This is a genomic window from Roseovarius roseus, from assembly GCF_043355935.2.
GTDB classification, from domain to species: domain Bacteria; phylum Pseudomonadota; class Alphaproteobacteria; order Rhodobacterales; family Rhodobacteraceae; genus Roseovarius; species Roseovarius roseus.
In genome coordinates this window covers 109714-125699 of record NZ_JBHFPE020000005.1, presented here as the reverse complement: position 1 = coordinate 125699, position 15986 = coordinate 109714, and the positions used below count along the sequence as shown (strand labels likewise).

14 protein-coding genes are annotated in these 15986 nt (G+C 63.3%); 12 read left to right on the top strand and 2 right to left on the bottom strand.

Annotation, left to right across the window (positions count from 1 at the left end; genetic code table 11):
• Positions 1–48: 48 nt before the first annotated feature.
• Both ACEWPL_RS10595 and ACEWPL_RS10590 read right to left on the bottom strand, forming a co-directional pair.
• Entirely contained in the window at positions 49–744 is a 696-nt protein-coding gene (locus ACEWPL_RS10595; RefSeq protein ID WP_393934352.1) for a GntR family transcriptional regulator, read from the bottom strand.
• Entirely contained in the window at positions 741–3650 is a 2910-nt protein-coding gene (locus ACEWPL_RS10590; RefSeq protein ID WP_393934353.1) for an FAD-binding and (Fe-S)-binding domain-containing protein, read from the bottom strand. The genes ACEWPL_RS10595 and ACEWPL_RS10590 overlap by 4 nt, the downstream gene beginning before the upstream one ends.
• Positions 3651–3790: 140 nt before the next feature.
• Between ACEWPL_RS10590 and ACEWPL_RS10585 the strand changes: the two genes are divergently transcribed.
• The 12 genes from ACEWPL_RS10585 to ACEWPL_RS10530 all read left to right on the top strand — a co-directional run bounded on the left by ACEWPL_RS10585 (position 3791) and on the right by ACEWPL_RS10530 (position 15962).
• On the top strand, positions 3791–4948 hold the full coding sequence (locus ACEWPL_RS10585) for a pyridoxal-phosphate-dependent aminotransferase family protein (RefSeq protein ID WP_393934354.1): 1158 nt from the start codon (positions 3791–3793) through the stop codon (positions 4946–4948).
• Between the two features lie 58 nt (positions 4949–5006).
• A complete protein-coding gene (locus ACEWPL_RS10580) occupies positions 5007–5987 on the top strand; it encodes a TRAP transporter substrate-binding protein (RefSeq protein ID WP_393934355.1) in 981 nt (326 codons plus the stop codon).
• Between the two features lie 124 nt (positions 5988–6111).
• Positions 6112–6678, top strand: coding sequence for a TRAP transporter small permease (locus ACEWPL_RS10575; RefSeq protein ID WP_393934356.1), 567 nt, complete (start codon positions 6112–6114; stop codon positions 6676–6678).
• The gene (locus ACEWPL_RS10570; RefSeq protein ID WP_393934357.1) at positions 6678–7958 is read left to right on the top strand and encodes a TRAP transporter large permease; all 1281 of its coding nucleotides are present in this window, start codon (positions 6678–6680) and stop codon (positions 7956–7958) included. The genes ACEWPL_RS10575 and ACEWPL_RS10570 overlap by 1 nt, the downstream gene beginning before the upstream one ends.
• Positions 7955–8740, top strand: a complete 786-nt coding sequence (locus tag ACEWPL_RS10565) for an enoyl-CoA hydratase/isomerase family protein (RefSeq protein WP_393934358.1) — start codon at positions 7955–7957, stop codon at positions 8738–8740. The genes ACEWPL_RS10570 and ACEWPL_RS10565 overlap by 4 nt, the downstream gene beginning before the upstream one ends.
• Positions 8737–9966 carry a CaiB/BaiF CoA transferase family protein gene (locus ACEWPL_RS10560; protein WP_393934359.1) on the top strand — a complete coding sequence of 410 codons (1230 nt, stop codon included), beginning with the start codon at positions 8737–8739 and terminating at the stop codon, positions 9964–9966. Before ACEWPL_RS10565 ends, ACEWPL_RS10560 begins: the two co-directional genes overlap by 4 nt.
• A 16-nt stretch (positions 9967–9982) precedes the next feature.
• Positions 9983–10408, top strand: coding sequence for a GlcG/HbpS family heme-binding protein (locus ACEWPL_RS10555; RefSeq protein WP_393934360.1), 426 nt, complete (start codon positions 9983–9985; stop codon positions 10406–10408).
• Positions 10409–10604: 196 nt separating this feature from the next.
• Positions 10605–11246 carry a paraquat-inducible protein A gene (locus ACEWPL_RS10550; RefSeq protein ID WP_393934361.1) on the top strand — a complete coding sequence of 214 codons (642 nt, stop codon included), beginning with the start codon at positions 10605–10607 and terminating at the stop codon, positions 11244–11246.
• Positions 11243–11908, top strand: coding sequence for a paraquat-inducible protein A (locus ACEWPL_RS10545; protein WP_393934362.1), 666 nt, complete (start codon positions 11243–11245; stop codon positions 11906–11908). The genes ACEWPL_RS10550 and ACEWPL_RS10545 overlap by 4 nt, the downstream gene beginning before the upstream one ends.
• Entirely contained in the window at positions 11905–13998 is a 2094-nt protein-coding gene (locus ACEWPL_RS10540; RefSeq protein WP_393934363.1) for a PqiB family protein, read from the top strand. The genes ACEWPL_RS10545 and ACEWPL_RS10540 overlap by 4 nt, the downstream gene beginning before the upstream one ends.
• Before the next feature lie 4 nt (positions 13999–14002).
• Positions 14003–14566, top strand: coding sequence for a PqiC family protein (locus ACEWPL_RS10535; protein WP_393934364.1), 564 nt, complete (start codon positions 14003–14005; stop codon positions 14564–14566).
• A 163-nt stretch (positions 14567–14729) separates the two neighbouring features.
• Positions 14730–15962 (top strand): efflux RND transporter periplasmic adaptor subunit, encoded by a 1233-nt coding sequence (locus ACEWPL_RS10530; protein WP_393934365.1) that lies wholly within the window; start codon positions 14730–14732, stop codon positions 15960–15962.
• Positions 15963–15986: the final 24 nt, after the last annotated feature.

Genomic DNA, 15986 nt, shown 5'->3' with positions numbered 1-15986 from the left:
GACGTTGAGGCGATGGCAAGGCCCTGATGTCAGCAAGATCAGGGCAGATCACAAAGGGTCGGATGGCACGTCCTGTGTCTCCAGCCATTGCACTACGGACGCGCGCTTGGCATCCATGTGATCCAGCAGCGTGCGTGCCAGATTCTTGCCGTTTCTGTCGGTGAGGTATTTCAGGATGTTCTCATGCTCTTGCACCGCCGCAGACCAGCGGTCTTCGCTTAGGTTGGCGAGGTAGCGGGCGCGCTGCATCCGCAAGGACAGTGCCTGACAGGAGGTCGTCAGCGTGTCGTTGCGCGCCGCCAGAAGGATCGCGCGGTGGATCTTCTGGTTGATCGCGAAATACGTGTCCAGATCCCGGGCCTCATAGCTGTCGAGCATCTGGGCATGAAGGTCGCGCACGGTGGCGATTTCGTCATCGGAAATGGCCTTGCAGGCCAGCTCGCCCGACAGCGCCTCCAATGCGCCCAGAACCGGAAACACCTCGTCCACCTCGCCGATGGTCACCGATGTGATCCAGGCCCCCCGGTTCGGCTCCAGCCTGACCAGACCCGCTGATGCCAGAACCTTCAGCGCCTCTCTGAGAGGTGTCCGCGACACGCCGAACTGTGTACACAGCGTTTTCTCCGGCACCTTCGCGCCCGGCGTCAACTCTCCGCTGATGATCAGCGGTTGCAGGCGATCCACCAACTCCTCATGCAGGGACTTGCGTGCAATGGGTTGGTGGGGGGCCAGATCGTTCGTCATCGGGTGCCTCTCTGTTTCAGGGCCATTTCGAGAAGCCGCGCGACATGAATAGGTTTGCGCCCCGTCGTGTCCGTGACCTGATGCCGGCACGACGTGCCATCGGCCACGATCAGCGTCGTGTCCGCTGCGTTGCGCACGGCCGGGGCAAGGTCGGCCTCTGCCATCTTGCGCGACACGTCATGTGTGTCCAGCCCATAGCCGAAAGACCCGGCCATGCCGCAGCAGCTTGTTTCGACGGTTTCGATTTCGGTATCGGGAATGCGCGACAGGGTCTTTTCGATGCTGGACATCACGCCCATGGCCTTCTGGTGGCAATGCCCGTGCAGCAGAATTTTCGGCGCTGGCGATCTCAGTTCAAGCGTGAAGTCGGGGTTGCCGTCCTGATCCGCGATGTATTCTTCCAGCATCCGCGCCTGCCGCGCCAGCAGCGCGGTGTCCTCGCCGGGCAGAAGGCCGGGGATTTCATCGCGCAGGGTCAGCAGACAGCTCGGCTCAAGACCGACGATCGGCAGGCCTTCTTTCGCAAAGGGCAGCAGGGCATCGACCAGCCGCCGCGCTTCGGCCTTGGCTTCCTCCACAAGGCCGACGGACAAGAAGGTGCGCCCGCAGCAGAGTGGGCGCTCGCCGCTCGGGGCCGCGGCCACATGAACGGAGACATCAGCCGCGCCCAAAACCTTGACCGCCGCACGCAGGTTTTCCGGCTCAAAGTAGCGATTGAAGCAATCCGCGAAGATCACGGCCTGCGGCGCGTCCTGCGGTGCCACCTCATCGTTTCTGAAGGGCTTCGCGCTCCACTTGGGCAGATCGCGCGTGGCGGTGAACCCGGTCAGGCGCTCGCTCGCGCGGGCAAGCCCCGGCACGGTGTTTCGCAGGTTCGCCAGAAAGGACAGGCGCGAGGCCCAGCGGGCATAACGCGGCAGATATCCGACAAGCCGGTCGTGAAGGCTGATCCCGTGTGCCTTGGCGCGGGCCGACATCACCTCGATCTTCATCCGGGCCATGTCCACCCCGGTCGGGCATTCGCGTTTGCAGCCTTTGCACGACACACACAGCTTCATCGTTTCGGCCATTTGGTCCGATGTCAGCGCATCGGGGCCGAGCTGTCCGGTGATCGCCAGACGCAGGGTGTTGGCGCGGCCGCGGGTCAGATCCCGTTCCTTGCGCGTCACCCGGAAGGACGGGCACATCACCCCGCCCTTGAGCTTCCGGCACGCGCCGTTGTTGTTGCACATCTCGATGGCGCCCTGAAAGCCGCCGCCGCTGCCGGTCCATTCGGACCAGTCCAGTTCCGTGCGGATCTCGGGCGCGGCATAATCGGGGCCGTAGCGGAACAGCCGCCGATCATCCATTTTCGGCGCATTCACGATCTTGCCGGGGTTGAACAGACCTTTCGGATCGAAGCGCTGTTTGACCTCGGCAAAATTGGCCGCCATGCGCGGGCCGAACATCTTTTCATGAAACTCGGACCGCACCAGCCCGTCGCCGTGTTCGCCCGAATGCGACCCCTTGTATTTGGCGACGAGGTCAAAGCACTCCTCGGCGATGGCGCGCATCGTCTTGACGTCCTTGTCCAGCTTTAGGTTCAGGACGGGCCGCACATGGAGGCACCCTACGGACGCATGGGCGTACCATGTGCCTTTGGTGCCGTATTTCTCGAAGATATCGGTCAGGCCGGCGGTGTACTCCGCAAGATCGGGCAACTCGACGGCGCAATCCTCGACAAAGGACACCGGTTTTCCGTCGTCCTTCATGGACATCATGATGTTCAGGCCGGAACTGCGCAGATCGGCAATGCGGCCCTGCATCGCCGCATCGGTGACCGCCGTGACGCCGCCCCAGTTCTTGCCGGTTCCGGACCAGGAAAAGCCCAGGTTCCCCATCATCTCTTCCAGTTCCTTCAGCTTCTGGGGATGCCGGGTCGGATCCTCTTCCGCGAACTCCGCCAGCAGCAGCGCCTCCGGCGCGCCGGTCACGACCTCCTCGATCGTCTTGCGGAACATCGGAATGTCGCGGGCCAATGCGATCATGGTCGAATCCACCAGCTCGACTCCTTGCGGCTTCAGCGTCACCAGATGCTGCGCGGCGTCCATCGCCTGATGGAACGTGGCAAAGTGGCAGACCCCCAGAACCTTTTGCGAAAGGATCGGCCAGAGCTTGAGCTCGATCGCGGTGGAGTAGGCGAGCGTGCCTTCGGACCCGACGAGAAGTTGCGCGAGGTTGACCGGCGCCTGCGCGGGCGTCAGTGCGTCGATATTGTAGCCGCCCACGCGCCGCATGACCTTGGGAAACCGGGCGTCGATCTCTTCGGCCTCGCGGGTTCCCAGCCGGATCATATCGTCCGACAGGGCCTTATAGGCGGGCGAGCCGTCAGAGCCGGGCAGGCCAAAGTGGTGATGACTGCCATCTGCTAGGAAGGCCTTTATGGAGATGACGTTATCGCGCATCATGCCATAGCGCAGCGATTTGCCGCCGCAGGAATTGTTCCCAGTCATCCCGCCGATGGTGGCGCGCGATGCCGTGGACACATCCACCGGAAACCACAGCCCATGCGGTTTGAGCGCGCGATTAAGCTCGTCCAGCACGATGCCGGGCCGCACCACGCATCTTTGGTTTTCGACATCAAGTTCGAGGATATCGTTGAAGTATTGGGTGTTATCCAGAACCAGCGCTTCGTTCACCGTCTGGCCGCATTGTGACGTGCCGCCCCCACGCGCCAGAATCGGCACACCCTGTTCGGATGCGATGTCGATAGCCGCTCGGATGTCGTCCTCGGATTTCGGCGACAGGATGCCGAGCGGGAACATCTGGTAGAGCGAGGCATCCGTTGCGTAGCGTCCTCTTGAAAAGCTGTCGAAGAGGACGTCGCCCTGAACACGGGTCTGCAGGAGGTCCGAGAGCTGAGGCATATTCGATCCAGTTACTTGGGGTGGGAGCTATGATAATTTGATTGACATAATTTTGAATTCAAAATTATGGTAAAGCAACGAAAAAGCAAATCTGGGCCGCCACAGACACCGGTCCTTTCGGAAATTCAGGGTCCTTTGTCATGAGAAAAGCCGGACGTCATTTCTTGCAGATCCCGGGGCCGAGCGCTGTGCCCGACCGAATCCTGAGCGCGATTTCGCAGCAAACCATCGATCACCGGGGGCCGGACTTTGCCAAGGTCGGCCTGAAGGCGCTGGACGGTCTCAAGACAATCTTCAAGACGGACGAAAACGTGTTCATCTACCCGGCTTCGGGCACGGGTGCTTGGGAGGCGGCGCTCGTCAACACACTGTCGCCCGGGGACCGCGTCCTGATGTTCGAGACGGGGCATTTTGCGACCCTGTGGAAGAAGCTGGCCGAAAAACTGGGCCTCAAGGCTGAATTCATCGAGGGTGATTGGCGCGGCGGGGCCGATCCCGACAAGATCGAAGCGTATCTGGCCGAGGACAAGGACCATCAGATCAAGGCCGTCTGCGTGGTGCACAACGAAACCTCGACAGGCTCGGTTTCGCCTGTCGCCGCCGTGCGCAAGGCAATCGACAACGCAAACCATCCGGCGCTGTTCATGGTGGATACCATCTCGGGGTTAGCCTCGCTCGACTATCAGCACGATGCTTGGGGTGTGGACGTAACGGTGTCCGGATCGCAAAAAGGTCTGATGCTGCCCCCCGGCCTGTCGTTCAATGCCGCAAGCGCCAAGGCGCTGGCCGCGAACAAGACGGCAACGCTGCAACGGTCCTACTGGGACTGGGCCGAGATGCTGGGGCCGAACAAGACCGGCTATTTCCCTTACACGCCCGCGACCAACCTGCTCTATGGTCTGAATGAGGCTGTCGACATGCTGCACGAGGAAGGGCTGGACAATGTGTTTGACCGCCATGCCCGCCACGGTGCCGCCGCCCGCGCAGCCGTGCGCCACTGGGGGCTTGAGGTGCTTTGTTCAACGCAGGGACAGGAAAGCGGCGTCCTGACCGCCGTGATGATGCCCGAGGGACATAGCGCCGATGCGTTCCGCGCCAGCACGCTGGAGCATTTCGACATATCGCTCGGCAACGGGCTGTCCAAAGTGGCCGACAAGGTGTTTCGCATCGGCCATCTGGGCGATTTCAACGACCTGATGCTGGTCGCAACATTGGCCGGCGTCGAAATGGGACTGAAAAAGGCGGACGTTCCCCACAAGCAAGGTGGGGTCCAAGCCGCAATGCAGATGCTGGCCTGAGGAGAGCAGCACACGCGAGCCGGCCTGAAAGAGCCGCAAATCTCTGGGAGGAGAAACCATGAAAATACTCAACAGACTACTGACCGCCACCGCCCTTGCCGGATTGGCAACCGGCGTCTCGGCAGCGGACATGACGATGAAATTCGGTCATGTCGGCGCGCCCGGATCGCTTTTCGAGGCGACGGCCAACAACTTTGCGGAATGCGTCAACGGCGCGATGCCCGACAAGGTCGAGATGCAGACCTTCGGGTCGTCGCAGCTCGGCAATGACAAGGAGATGCTGCAAAAGCTCAAGCTGGCGCAGATCGACTTTTCGCTGCCGTCGTCGATCATGTCTTCGGTCGACGATTCCTTTGGCATTTTCGAAATGCCCTACATCATCACCAGCCGCGACCACATGCGCCGCGTGCAGGATGAGATGATGGACGTGTTTCAGAATGCCGCGCATGAAAATGGCTATCACATCGTCGGTCTGGCCGAGAACGGGTTTCGCCACATCACCAACAACGTGCGCCCCATCAACGTGCCCGCCGATCTCGAAGGCGTCAAGCTGCGCACGCCGAATGGCGTCTGGCGTCTGAAGATGTTCCAGGAATACGGTGCCAACCCGACGCCGATGGCCTTCTCCGACGTGTTCACCGCACTGCAGACCGGTGTGATCGACGGCCAGGAAAACCCCTATGCCCAGATCGCCTCGGCCAAGTTCCAGGAAGTGCAGAAGTACCTGTCGATCACCGGGCATGTCTACACCCCTGCCTATATCCTCACGTCGAAGAAAAAGTTTGATGGCCTGCCCGAGGATATCCAGGCCGGTCTGACCGACTGCGCCAACCAGACGCAGGACTTCACCTACGAGACGGCCGCCGAAATGGAAGAGGCGCTGCTGAAGGAGATCGAGGATGCCGGTGTGGAAGTGAACACCGCCGACAAGGACGCCTTCATCGAAGCGTCGAAGCCGATCTACAAGCAGTTCGCCGAGGAAGTCGACGGCGCGCAGGAGATGATCGACACCGTCCTTGGCCTAGGTCAGTCGGGCTGACATCTGAACGGGCGGCAGGATGATCCTGCCGCCCGATTTTCGTTTTCGAAACGCTCATCGATCGCCCTGGCGCGCGCATGTGATGCGCGCGGGCTGTGCACGATGTCCAACTGGCCGGACCTAAATGGAACATGCTTCGTACCCCACGCTGTCGCGCATCAACCGAACGATCAGCCGGATCCTCGAATGGATCACGATCGGTCTGATGATCCTGCTGACGGTCACCGTCAGCCTTGCCGTGATCGCGCGCCTGATGGGCGAAAGCTTCTCATGGTATGACGAGGTCGCGGCGATCATGCTGGCGTGGATCACCTATTACGGCAGCGCGCTTGCCGCGCTTCATCGGCGTCATATCGGATTCGACACCGTGTTGCTGGCGATGCCCCAAAAGCTGCGCATCGCGGCGCTCTTGGTGGGTGAGTTGATCGTGCTGACGTTCTTCTTCCTGATGGCGCGCGCCGGGCTTCAGGTACTCGACGTGCTGGCAGGCGATACACTGGTCTCGCTCACCTGGGTGCCCGTTCAGTTTACGCAGTCCGTCATTCCCATTGGGGCCGCGCTCTTCATGCTGGGCCAGATCCTCAGCCTGCCTGCCTATCTCAAGCTGACATCTGCGGGAATTTCGCTGGAACATGCGGAAATCGAAGAAGAGGTCGAAACCGAACTTGAAAAGAACAAGGATCGCACCTGATGCTGATTGGAGCCATTTTCGTCGCAATGCTGTTTATGATCTGCATAAACATCCCCATTGCAGTGGCGCTTGCGATGTGCGGAGTGCTGGGCCTCCTGGCGACCGAAGGCGCGGGCAGCCTGGTGACCATCGCGCTCGACATGTATGACGGGTCGACCAAGTTTTCGCTGATCGCGATCCCGATGTTTGTCCTGGCGGGCGCCATCATGAACGCGGGCGGGATCACGGACAAGCTGATCAACTTCGTTTCGGCCATCATCGGCTTCATCCGGGGTGGCCTTGCGATGGTCAATATCGGCGTGTCGCTGTTCTTTGCCGAGATCTCGGGCTCTGCCGTGGCCGACGTGGCTGCGATGGGGTCGATCCTGATCCCGCAGATGAAAAAGCGCGGCTACAGCAAGGAGTTCTCGGCGGCCGTCACCTCGTCCTCGGCGTCCCTTGCCATCATCATTCCGCCCTCGATCCCGATGATCCTCTATGCCGCATCGGCCAACACATCGGTCGAGCAGCTCTTTGTCGCGGGCCTGGTGCCGGGCCTCCTGGGCGCGATCGGGCTGATGGCCGTCGCCTATTTCTTTGCCAAGCGCTATAACTTCCCGACCGAAGCGGCGTTCAATCTGCCCCGGTTGCGGGAAACCTTCGTCGCGGCCCTGCCGGCCTTCACCCTGCCGGTCATCATCCTTGGCGGCATCTTCGGCGGCTATGTCACAGCGACCGAAGCGGCTGGCCTCGCCGTTCTCGCCTCGCTGGCCGTATCCGCATGGTATGGCAACCTCGATCTGGGCCATCTGCGCCGCGCCATGCTCGACGGTGGCATCCAGACCGCGGTCGTCATGCTTCTGGTCGCGGCGTCGGTGCTGATGGGCGGCTTTTTGACCCGCGCGCAGATCCCGCAGCAACTGGCCGAAAGCATCCTGTCGATCACCACCCAGCAATGGGCGATCCTGCTGATCCTCAACTTCTTCTTTCTGATCGTCGGCTTTTTCCTGCACTCCGCCGCAGCGATCATTCTGGTGATCCCGATCGTCATTCCGCTGATCACCGCCGCGGGAATCGACCCGGTGCATTTCGGGCTGGTCGTGACGCTGAACCTGGCCATCGGACAACAGACGCCGCCCGTGGCCTCGGTGCTGATTACCGCGTGCTCTGTCGCCCGGGCCAATATCTGGGAGGTGTCCAAGGTCAACATCTGGTTCGTCGGCGTTCTGCTGGCGGTTCTGATGCTGTGCACCTACCTGCCCGCCATCCCGATGTTCCTTGTGGAGTATTTCTACAGATGACCCAGCCCTCCCCCGATATATCGGACGAATTGCGCGACGGCATTCTGTGGGTCACGTTCCAGCGACCCCAATCCCGCAACGCGATGACGTTCGGGATGTATGAACGGCTTGCCTCCCTCTGCTGCGAAATGCCGACGGACGGGTCTGTACGGGCCATGGTGATTTCAGGCGCGGGGGGCAAAGCCTTTGCTGCCGGCACGGACATGACGCAGTTCCGCGCCTTCGAGACAGCGCAGGACGCATTGGATTACGAACACCGGATCGACGCCGTTCTGGAGGCTGTGGAGCGCTGCCCGGTTCCCACCATTGCCGCGATCAACGGCGCCTGCACGGGCGGCGGTGCCTCGATCGCCGCGGCCTGCGATCTTCGTATCGCGTCGGCCAGCCTCAAGTTCGGATTTCCCATCGCGCGCACGCTGGGCAACTGCCTTGCGGCGGGCAATCTGGCGCGGCTGTCGGACCTCATCGGGGCCGGGCGCGTGCGAGAGATGATCTTTACCGCGCGCCTGATCGAGGCGGAAGAGGCGCTGCGCATCGGGCTTGTCAGCGAGGTTTTGCCGGATGAGGACGCACTGATGGCACGGGCGGCGGAGCTGGCCGATCATGTCGGCTCGATGGCCCCGTTGACCCTACGCGCCACGAAGGAGGCGATGCGGCGCACGCGCGCTGCGACGGCAGTGGACGATTCCGATCTTATCGTCTCTTGCTACATGAGCGACGATTTCCGCACCGGCATGGAGGCATTTTTGAGCAAACGCAAACCGGATTGGTCAGGCAAATGAGCGGGCGGACAGGTCCGCTCGCGGGGCTTCGCGTCATCGAATTGGCTCATATCATGGCCGGGCCGGTCTGCGGCCTGATGCTGGCCGATATGGGGGCCGACGTCATCAAGGTGGAAAAACCCACCGGCGACGACAGTCGCCGTTTCGTGCCCCCCGAAATCGAGGGCGAGGCGGCCGCCTACATGATGATGAACCGCAATAAGCGCGGCATTGCCCTCAATCTGAAGGATTCCGATGCGCTGAACATCCTGCGTCGGCTTCTGGCCGACGCCGATGTCGTGATCGAGAATTACCGCAAGGGAACGATGGAAAAGCTGGGCCTCGCCTATGAGGATCTCGCCAGGGCCAATCCGCGCCTGATCTATTGCGAGATTTCGGGGTTCGGGCGCACCGGTCCCTATGCCGACAGGGGCGGCTTCGATCTGATCGCGCAAGGCATGTCGGGATTGATGTCGATCACCGGCGAGGGGCCGGGCCGTCCGCCGGTAAAGGTCGCGGCGCCGATTTCCGATATCAACGCGGGCATTCTGGCGGCGATGGGCATCTGCGCGGCACATTCCAACGTGCTGCGGACCGGCCAGGGGCAAAAGGTCGATACCTCCCTGTTCGAAGCGGCCATCGTGCAGACATACTGGCAATCCGCCATTGCCTTCGCCACCGGCGACAAGCCCGAACCGCTTGGTTCGGCACATCCCCTCAACGCGCCCTATCAATCGTTTCAGACCCGCGATGGCTGGATAAACGTGGGCGCCGCCAACCAGAGCAATTGGCTGCGATTTCTCGAGGTGATCGCGGCACCGGAGTTGAATGACGACCAACGGTTCGCGTCCAATGCCGAGCGCATGCGCAACCTGCCGGCGCTGGTCGAAATCCTGAACGAATACATGGCCCAGGAGACTACCGCGACCTGGCTGGATCGCATGGACAAGGCGGCATTGCCTGCCGGGCCAGTCAATGACATCCTGCAAATGCACGACGACCCTCAGGCGCGCGCCCGCGACATGATCGTTGCGGTGGACCACCCTAGCGCGGGCAAGGTGGAAACGCTTGGGCATCCGGTGAAGTTCAGCCGAACTCCCGCAAGTGTCGAGAGTGCGGCCCCGCTTCTGGGGCAACACACACGGGAGGTTCTGTCCGAACTCGGGTGCGAGGATGCGCAGATAGAGGCCTTGATCGAGGCCGAGGCCGTGATCGCGAGCTCTGCCCCAGGCGACGAAACGTCCTGAATACGGGAGATTGGATATGACCCTCGGCCTCGATCAGGCGCAAGCCATCATCGACGATTGTCTGCAATGGCGCAAAGAGAACGGGCTGAAGCCTTTGACGATAGCCGTGTTGGACAGCGGCGGGTATCTGCTGGCCCTCGCGCGGGAGGACGGGACCAGCAATCTGAGGCCGGAGATCGCCCAGGGCAAGGCGCGCGGCGCCGTGGCAATGGGGCTGGGCTCGCGCGCCCTTTTCGAGAGGGCCAAGGTCGAGCCGTTCTTCATTCAGGCCATGAATTCCCTCTCGCAAGGCTCCCTCGTTCCGGTCGCGGGCGGCGTCTTGATCAAAAAGGATGGCGTCATTGTGGGAGCGGTCGGAATCACCGGCGACAATTCCACCAATGACGAGGCTTGCGCGATCGCGGCGATTGAAAAGGCGGGTTTTGTCGCTGACGGAGGCTGACATATCTGTTCCATCAATCGGGCATCCCTAGCTCCGTTGCATTTACGGTGCCGGCTGCGATCAAAATGGTCGGCGCAGGTCGGTCACCTCAAATCACCGCTAAAAACCACCGCGCGCAGCCCCTCACGACATTGGGAGGGCCGCCACAGCCCCAACCGCTTGCGGTCTGCGCCCAGTGCGACGACAATGGGCCGCTATGACGCAAACCGACCATATGGCCCAGGCAGGCCCGACCGATCCGCTCGAGAGGCTGATTGCCTGCCCGCATTGTGACCTCGTCTACTCGGTCCCGCAGGTGCAAAAGGACGAACGCGCCTATTGCCAGCGCTGCCATACCGTTCTGATCGCGCCGCGCAACAAGGCAGGCAAGTGGCTGATCGCCATGGCGGCCAGCATCCTGATCCTGATCACCGGGGCGATGTTCTTTCCATTCCTGTCGATCGGGGCGGGTGGTCTGACCCATGGCACCTCGATCATCCAGACCAGCTTTGCGTTTACCGGGCCTCTGGCGGTTCTGGCGCCGACCATCCTGGCCTTCATCGTCATCATCCCGATGATCCGCCTGTCGCTGCTGATCTACGTGCTCGTGCCCGTGATTCAGGACAAGCCGCCCGCGCCCTTCGCGCGCCATGCCTTCCGGCTGGCCGAGGATCTGACACCCTGGTCCATGGCCGAGATCTTTGCCATCGGCTGCGCCGTGGCCCTGGTAAAACTTGCCGATATGGCCGAGGTCAGCCTTGGCCCCGCCGCCTGGATGTTCGCGATCCTGATGATCGTCGTCGTGGCCACCGACGTGCTGATGTGCCGCTATTCGATCTGGAAGTCGCTCGAACCATGAAAACAGCCAAGGAGATGAACTTGATCGGGTGCAAACGCTGCACCCGCGTGTCGCCTGCCGGCACCGAGATCTGCCCCCGCTGCGGCGGCAAGATCCAGTCGCGCGATCCGATGTCGCTGCAAAAGGTGATGGCGTGGTGGCTCTTGGGCGTGGCCTGCTACATCCCCGGCAACCTTTACCCGATGCTGGAGACCAAGACGCTGGTCAGCACGCAGAGCAATACGATCATCGGCGGTGCGGTCGACCTGGCACATCATGGGGCGTGGGGCGTGGCCTTCATCATCCTCTTGGCCAGTGCCGTCATTCCGGTGGGCAAGTTCGTCATCATTCTGGGCCTGGTGATCGGCGTGCGGCAGGGGCCGCAGATTTCGGACGGTCTGCGACAGAAGCTGTATGAGATCGTGGAATATATCGGCCGCTGGTCGATGATCGACGTTTTCGTCGTGGCGGTCCTCTCCTCACTGGTGCAGCTTCAGACGCTGGTGAATATCACACCCGGACGGGCAAGTATATTTTTCGCCTTGTCGGTTATCTTTACCATGATATCTGCTCAGAACTTCGACAGTCGCCTGATATGGGACACAGGGCGCCGGCCCGTGCCGCCCCATCCCGCCCCATCCGGTGCGGACCGGACCGGCGCAGAAAAGGAACATACGGCGTGACACAGACCGACAGCACACCGCCCCCCCCTCCGGTCAAATCGGCGGGCAAGAGCCCGTTCCGGCGGGTCTCGATCATCTGGGTCGTGCCCCTGATCGCGCTGGTCGCGGTGCTGGGCGTCGCGGTCAAGACCTATATGGACCGCGGCCCGCTGATCGAGATCTCGTTCGAGAACGCCTCGGGTATCGCGGCAGGCTCGACCGAGCTGCACTACCGCGACGTGACCGTCGGCATGGTCGAAGAGGTCGGATTTTCCCAAGGGCTGGGCAGCGTGCTGGTTTCGGTGCGGCTGAATGCGGATGTGGCCGAATATGTCGATGATCAGGCGCAATTCTGGGTCGTGCGCCCCGAGGTGACGGCGCAGGGAGTGTCGGGCCTCGATACCGTACTGTCGGGCGTCTTCATCGAGGGTATCTGGGACAGCGAGCCGGGCGGGCTGGTCGACCAATTCGAGGGTCTGGCGGATGCGCCGCTGAAGCGCATGAACAAGGAGGGCGTTCTGCTGACGCTGCGGGCGGGACAGGGTGTGTCGCTGACCGAAGGCGCGCCGATCCTCTATCAGGGGATCAATGTCGGCCAGGTGGGCAAGACGGCGATCAGCCAGGATGGCAGCACCGCCGAGGCCGAGGCGATCATCTTTTCCCCGCATGACCGGCTGATCGACACTGCAACGCGGTTCTGGGACACCTCCGGCTTCTCATTCACGCTGGGCCCTGGCGGCGCGGCGCTGGATTTCTCGTCCATCGCCTCGCTGATTTCGGGCGGTGTGACCTTCGGCACCATGGTATCGGGCGGCGAGCCGCTGCAGCCGGGGGCGAGGGTCACGGTCCATCCCGACGAGGCGACGGCGCGGGCCAGCATTTTCGCCGGCGACGAGGGCGAGACGCTGAACCTCTCGGCCGTCTTCGAGGAAAACATCGCGGGCCTCGCGGTCGACGCGCCGGTCGAACTGGCCGGTCTGAAGATCGGCCGCGTCAGCGCGCTGAACGGTCTGGTCGATCCCGAGCGTTTTGGCGACAACCGGGTGCGTCTGCTGGCGACGCTGGCGATCCAGCCGGGCAAGCTGGGCCTCGAGGGTGACCAGAACGCCGAGACGGCGCTGGCCTTCCTGTCCGAGCGGGTGCAGGCCGGGCTGCGCGCGCGGCTGGCGACCACGTCGATCCTGACGGGCGGCCTCAAGGTGGAGCTGACCGAAGTCGAGGGCGCCGAGCCTGCCGAGCTGCAGGAGATGGACGATGGCGGCCCGCGCATCCCCACGACGCAAAGCGATATCGCCGATGTCTCGGCCACCGCCGAGGGCGTGTTCCAGCGGATCAACGACCTGCCGGTCGAAGAGGTAATGAACCAGGCGATCAACCTTCTGGGCAATATCAACGCGCTGATCACCAGCGAGGGGGTGCGCGACGCGCCCGAGAACCTCAACGGCCTGCTGACCGATGCGCGCGGTGTCATCAATTCCGACGATGTGCGCGCCCTGCCCGGGCAGATGAACGCCGCGATCGACCAGCTTGCCACGCTGATCGAAGGCTTCAACCAGGCGGCCCTGTCCGAGCGTCTGGGCAAGGCGCTGGATGATGCCGCCGAGGCGGCACAAGGCGTCAATTCGGCGGTCGAGGGCGTGCCCGATCTAATCGCGCGGATCGAAGGCGTGGCCACCAATATCGAGGAGGTCGCCATCGACCAGATGGCCGATCAGGTGACCGAGTTGTTGACGACGGTCGACAGTTTTCTCAACCAGCAAAGCACGCGCGAATTGCCCGATAGCCTGAACGGCGCGCTGGACGAGCTGAGCTCGGTTCTGGTGCAGCTGCGCGAGGCGGGCGTGGTCGAGACGGCCAAGGATACGCTGAACTCGGCCAGCAATGCCGCCGATACCTTTGCCGAGGCCAGCCGCGATCTGCCCCGCCTGATCGAGCAGGCGCGCCTTGTCCTGGCGCAGGCGGGCACCACCATAGAAGGCTACCAGGCCAATAACGGTCTGGGACGCGACGCGCGCAACGCGCTGCGCGAGGTCGAGCGCGCGGCGCAGGCGGTATCGTCTCTGGCGCGGGCGATTGAACGTAATCCCAATTCCTTGCTGACAGGACGGTAACGACATGATGAAAACTGCACCCATCGCCATGCTGGCCGCGCTTGCCACTCTTGCCGGATGCGGCGGCACCGAAGAGCGCGTGGCCGTGCCGCGCGCGGATGCGGGCGCGACGCAGCGCATCTCCTACGGCTCGGTCTCGCTGCGCGAGGTGTCCCTGCCCACCTATGCCGCCTCCGAGGAAATCTGGGTGTCAGGCCCCGAGGGTAAGATCGTGGCGGGCGATGGCCTGCTCTGGGCCGATGATCCGGGCCGTGCCATCACGCTGGAGCTGACACGCTATCTGGCGCAGATCACCGGCGCGCGGGTGGCGAGCGAGCCCTGGCCGTTCCTTGACCGCCCTGACGCCGAGGTCGAGCTGCGCATCGAAGAGATGCTGGCCTATGCCGATGGCACGTTCCGCATGTCGGGTCAGTATTTCGTCGCGCCCGACAATGGCCGCGACCGCGCGCGCCTCTTCTCGCTGGCGGTGCCGATCACGGGCGAATTCAGCGCGGGGGATATCGCGGCGGCGCGCGGGGCCGTAATGCGCCAGCTGGCGCGCGAGATCGCGGCGAACGGCCTGCGCTGAGGGCGCGCGGCCTTGGCCCGCCGGGTCTTTGCCTCTTTTGTCGTCACCTGTCGCGCCGGGGGGCGGGCAGGGCGCATGCGCCGCTGCCGCCCCCTTGTGAACCGGGAGGTTTAGACTATTCTCCGGCTCGATCCCGCCTGTTGCCGATTGGACCCGTGATTTGATGCTGCATTTCAGACCCATCCTGCCCCTGATCCTGATCGCCGCGGGGCTGGCCGCGCCGGCCATCGCCCAGCAGGGGGACCGCCCGCCGCCTGCCGTGACGGTGGTAACGGTCAAGACTGGCGATGTGGACCTGACCTCGACCCTGCCGGGCCGCGTCGTCGCCTCGGCCGAGGCGGAGGTGCGCCCGCAGGTGGCGGGCATCATCACCGAGCGGCTTTTTGACGAGGGCGGGCGCGTCGAGGCGGGCGATGTGCTCTACAAGATCGACCCGGCCACATATGACGCCGCCGTAGCGCAGGCCCGTGCCGCCGTCGCGCAGGCGCAGGCGCAAGTCAAGGCGACCGAGCGCGAGGCGGGCCGACTGGAAACGCTGAGCGAGCGCAACGTGGTGAGCGAGCAGGCGCTGGATAGCGCGATTGCCGCCCGCGACGGCGCGGTGGCAAGCCTGCAGGCCGCCGAGGCGCAGCTGAAATCGGCCGAGATCGAGCTGGACCGCACCGAGATCCGCGCGCGTCTGTCGGGCGAGATCGGACGCTCGATGGTCAGCCCGGGCGCGCTGGTCACCGCCAGCCAGCAGACGCCGCTGGCCACGGTGCGCAATATCGACCCGGTTTATGTGGACGTGACGCAATCTGCCGCCGAGCTCTTGGATTTCCGGCGCGGCAATATGGGTGCGCGGGTGGGCGAGGGCGCGCAGGAGGTGCGCCTGACGCTGGCCGATGGCACGGTTTTTGAGCAGACCGGGATGCTGACCGCCGCCGAGCCGGTGGTCAATCCGCTGACCGGCGTCGTCGTGCTGCGCATGGAGTTTGCCAATCCCGACAAGCTGCTGTTGCCCGGCATGTATGTGCAGGCCGAGATGCCCAACGGGATCGCCCGTGGCGGCATACTGGTCCCGCAGGAAGGGATCAGCCGCAACCGGCGCGGCCAGCCCACCGCGCTGGTGGTGAATGCCGATGGTGTGGTCGAACAGCGCGTTCTGACGGTGCTGCAGGATCGCGGACAGGACTGGGTGGTCAGCGAGGGTCTGGAGGATGGCGACCGCGTCGTCGTGACCGGCCTGCAAAAGGCCGTACCCGGCGCGACCGTCGTCGCCGAAGAGCGCGCCGCGCCAGAGGCTGAGACTGAGGGCGAGGCAGAGGCCAGCGCCGAGCCTGCGGCAGAGCCGGATACCGAGCCAAGCGCCGTGCCCGGAGATGCCGAAGACGCCGCAGAACAGCCCGCCGAATGATGCGGCCCCGCGCCGCATTCCACC

Bases quoted from the DNA above. Each gene is read 5' to 3' on its own strand.
- ACEWPL_RS10595 (WP_393934352.1), bottom strand. From the start codon at position 744: ATGACGAACGATCTGGCCCCCCACCAACCCATTGCACGCAAGTCCCTG.
- ACEWPL_RS10590 (WP_393934353.1), bottom strand. From the start codon at position 3,650: ATGCCTCAGCTCTCGGACCTCCTGCAGACCCGTGTTCAGGGCGACGTC.
- ACEWPL_RS10585 (WP_393934354.1), top strand. From the start codon at position 3,791: ATGAGAAAAGCCGGACGTCATTTCTTGCAGATCCCGGGGCCGAGCGCT.
- ACEWPL_RS10580 (WP_393934355.1), top strand. From the start codon at position 5,007: ATGAAAATACTCAACAGACTACTGACCGCCACCGCCCTTGCCGGATTG.
- ACEWPL_RS10575 (WP_393934356.1), top strand. From the start codon at position 6,112: ATGGAACATGCTTCGTACCCCACGCTGTCGCGCATCAACCGAACGATC.
- ACEWPL_RS10570 (WP_393934357.1), top strand. From the start codon at position 6,678: ATGCTGATTGGAGCCATTTTCGTCGCAATGCTGTTTATGATCTGCATA.
- ACEWPL_RS10565 (WP_393934358.1), top strand. From the start codon at position 7,955: ATGACCCAGCCCTCCCCCGATATATCGGACGAATTGCGCGACGGCATT.
- ACEWPL_RS10560 (WP_393934359.1), top strand. From the start codon at position 8,737: ATGAGCGGGCGGACAGGTCCGCTCGCGGGGCTTCGCGTCATCGAATTG.
- ACEWPL_RS10555 (WP_393934360.1), top strand. From the start codon at position 9,983: ATGACCCTCGGCCTCGATCAGGCGCAAGCCATCATCGACGATTGTCTG.
- ACEWPL_RS10550 (WP_393934361.1), top strand. From the start codon at position 10,605: ATGACGCAAACCGACCATATGGCCCAGGCAGGCCCGACCGATCCGCTC.
- ACEWPL_RS10545 (WP_393934362.1), top strand. From the start codon at position 11,243: ATGAAAACAGCCAAGGAGATGAACTTGATCGGGTGCAAACGCTGCACC.
- ACEWPL_RS10535 (WP_393934364.1), top strand. From the start codon at position 14,003: ATGATGAAAACTGCACCCATCGCCATGCTGGCCGCGCTTGCCACTCTT.
- ACEWPL_RS10530 (WP_393934365.1), top strand. From the start codon at position 14,730: ATGCTGCATTTCAGACCCATCCTGCCCCTGATCCTGATCGCCGCGGGG.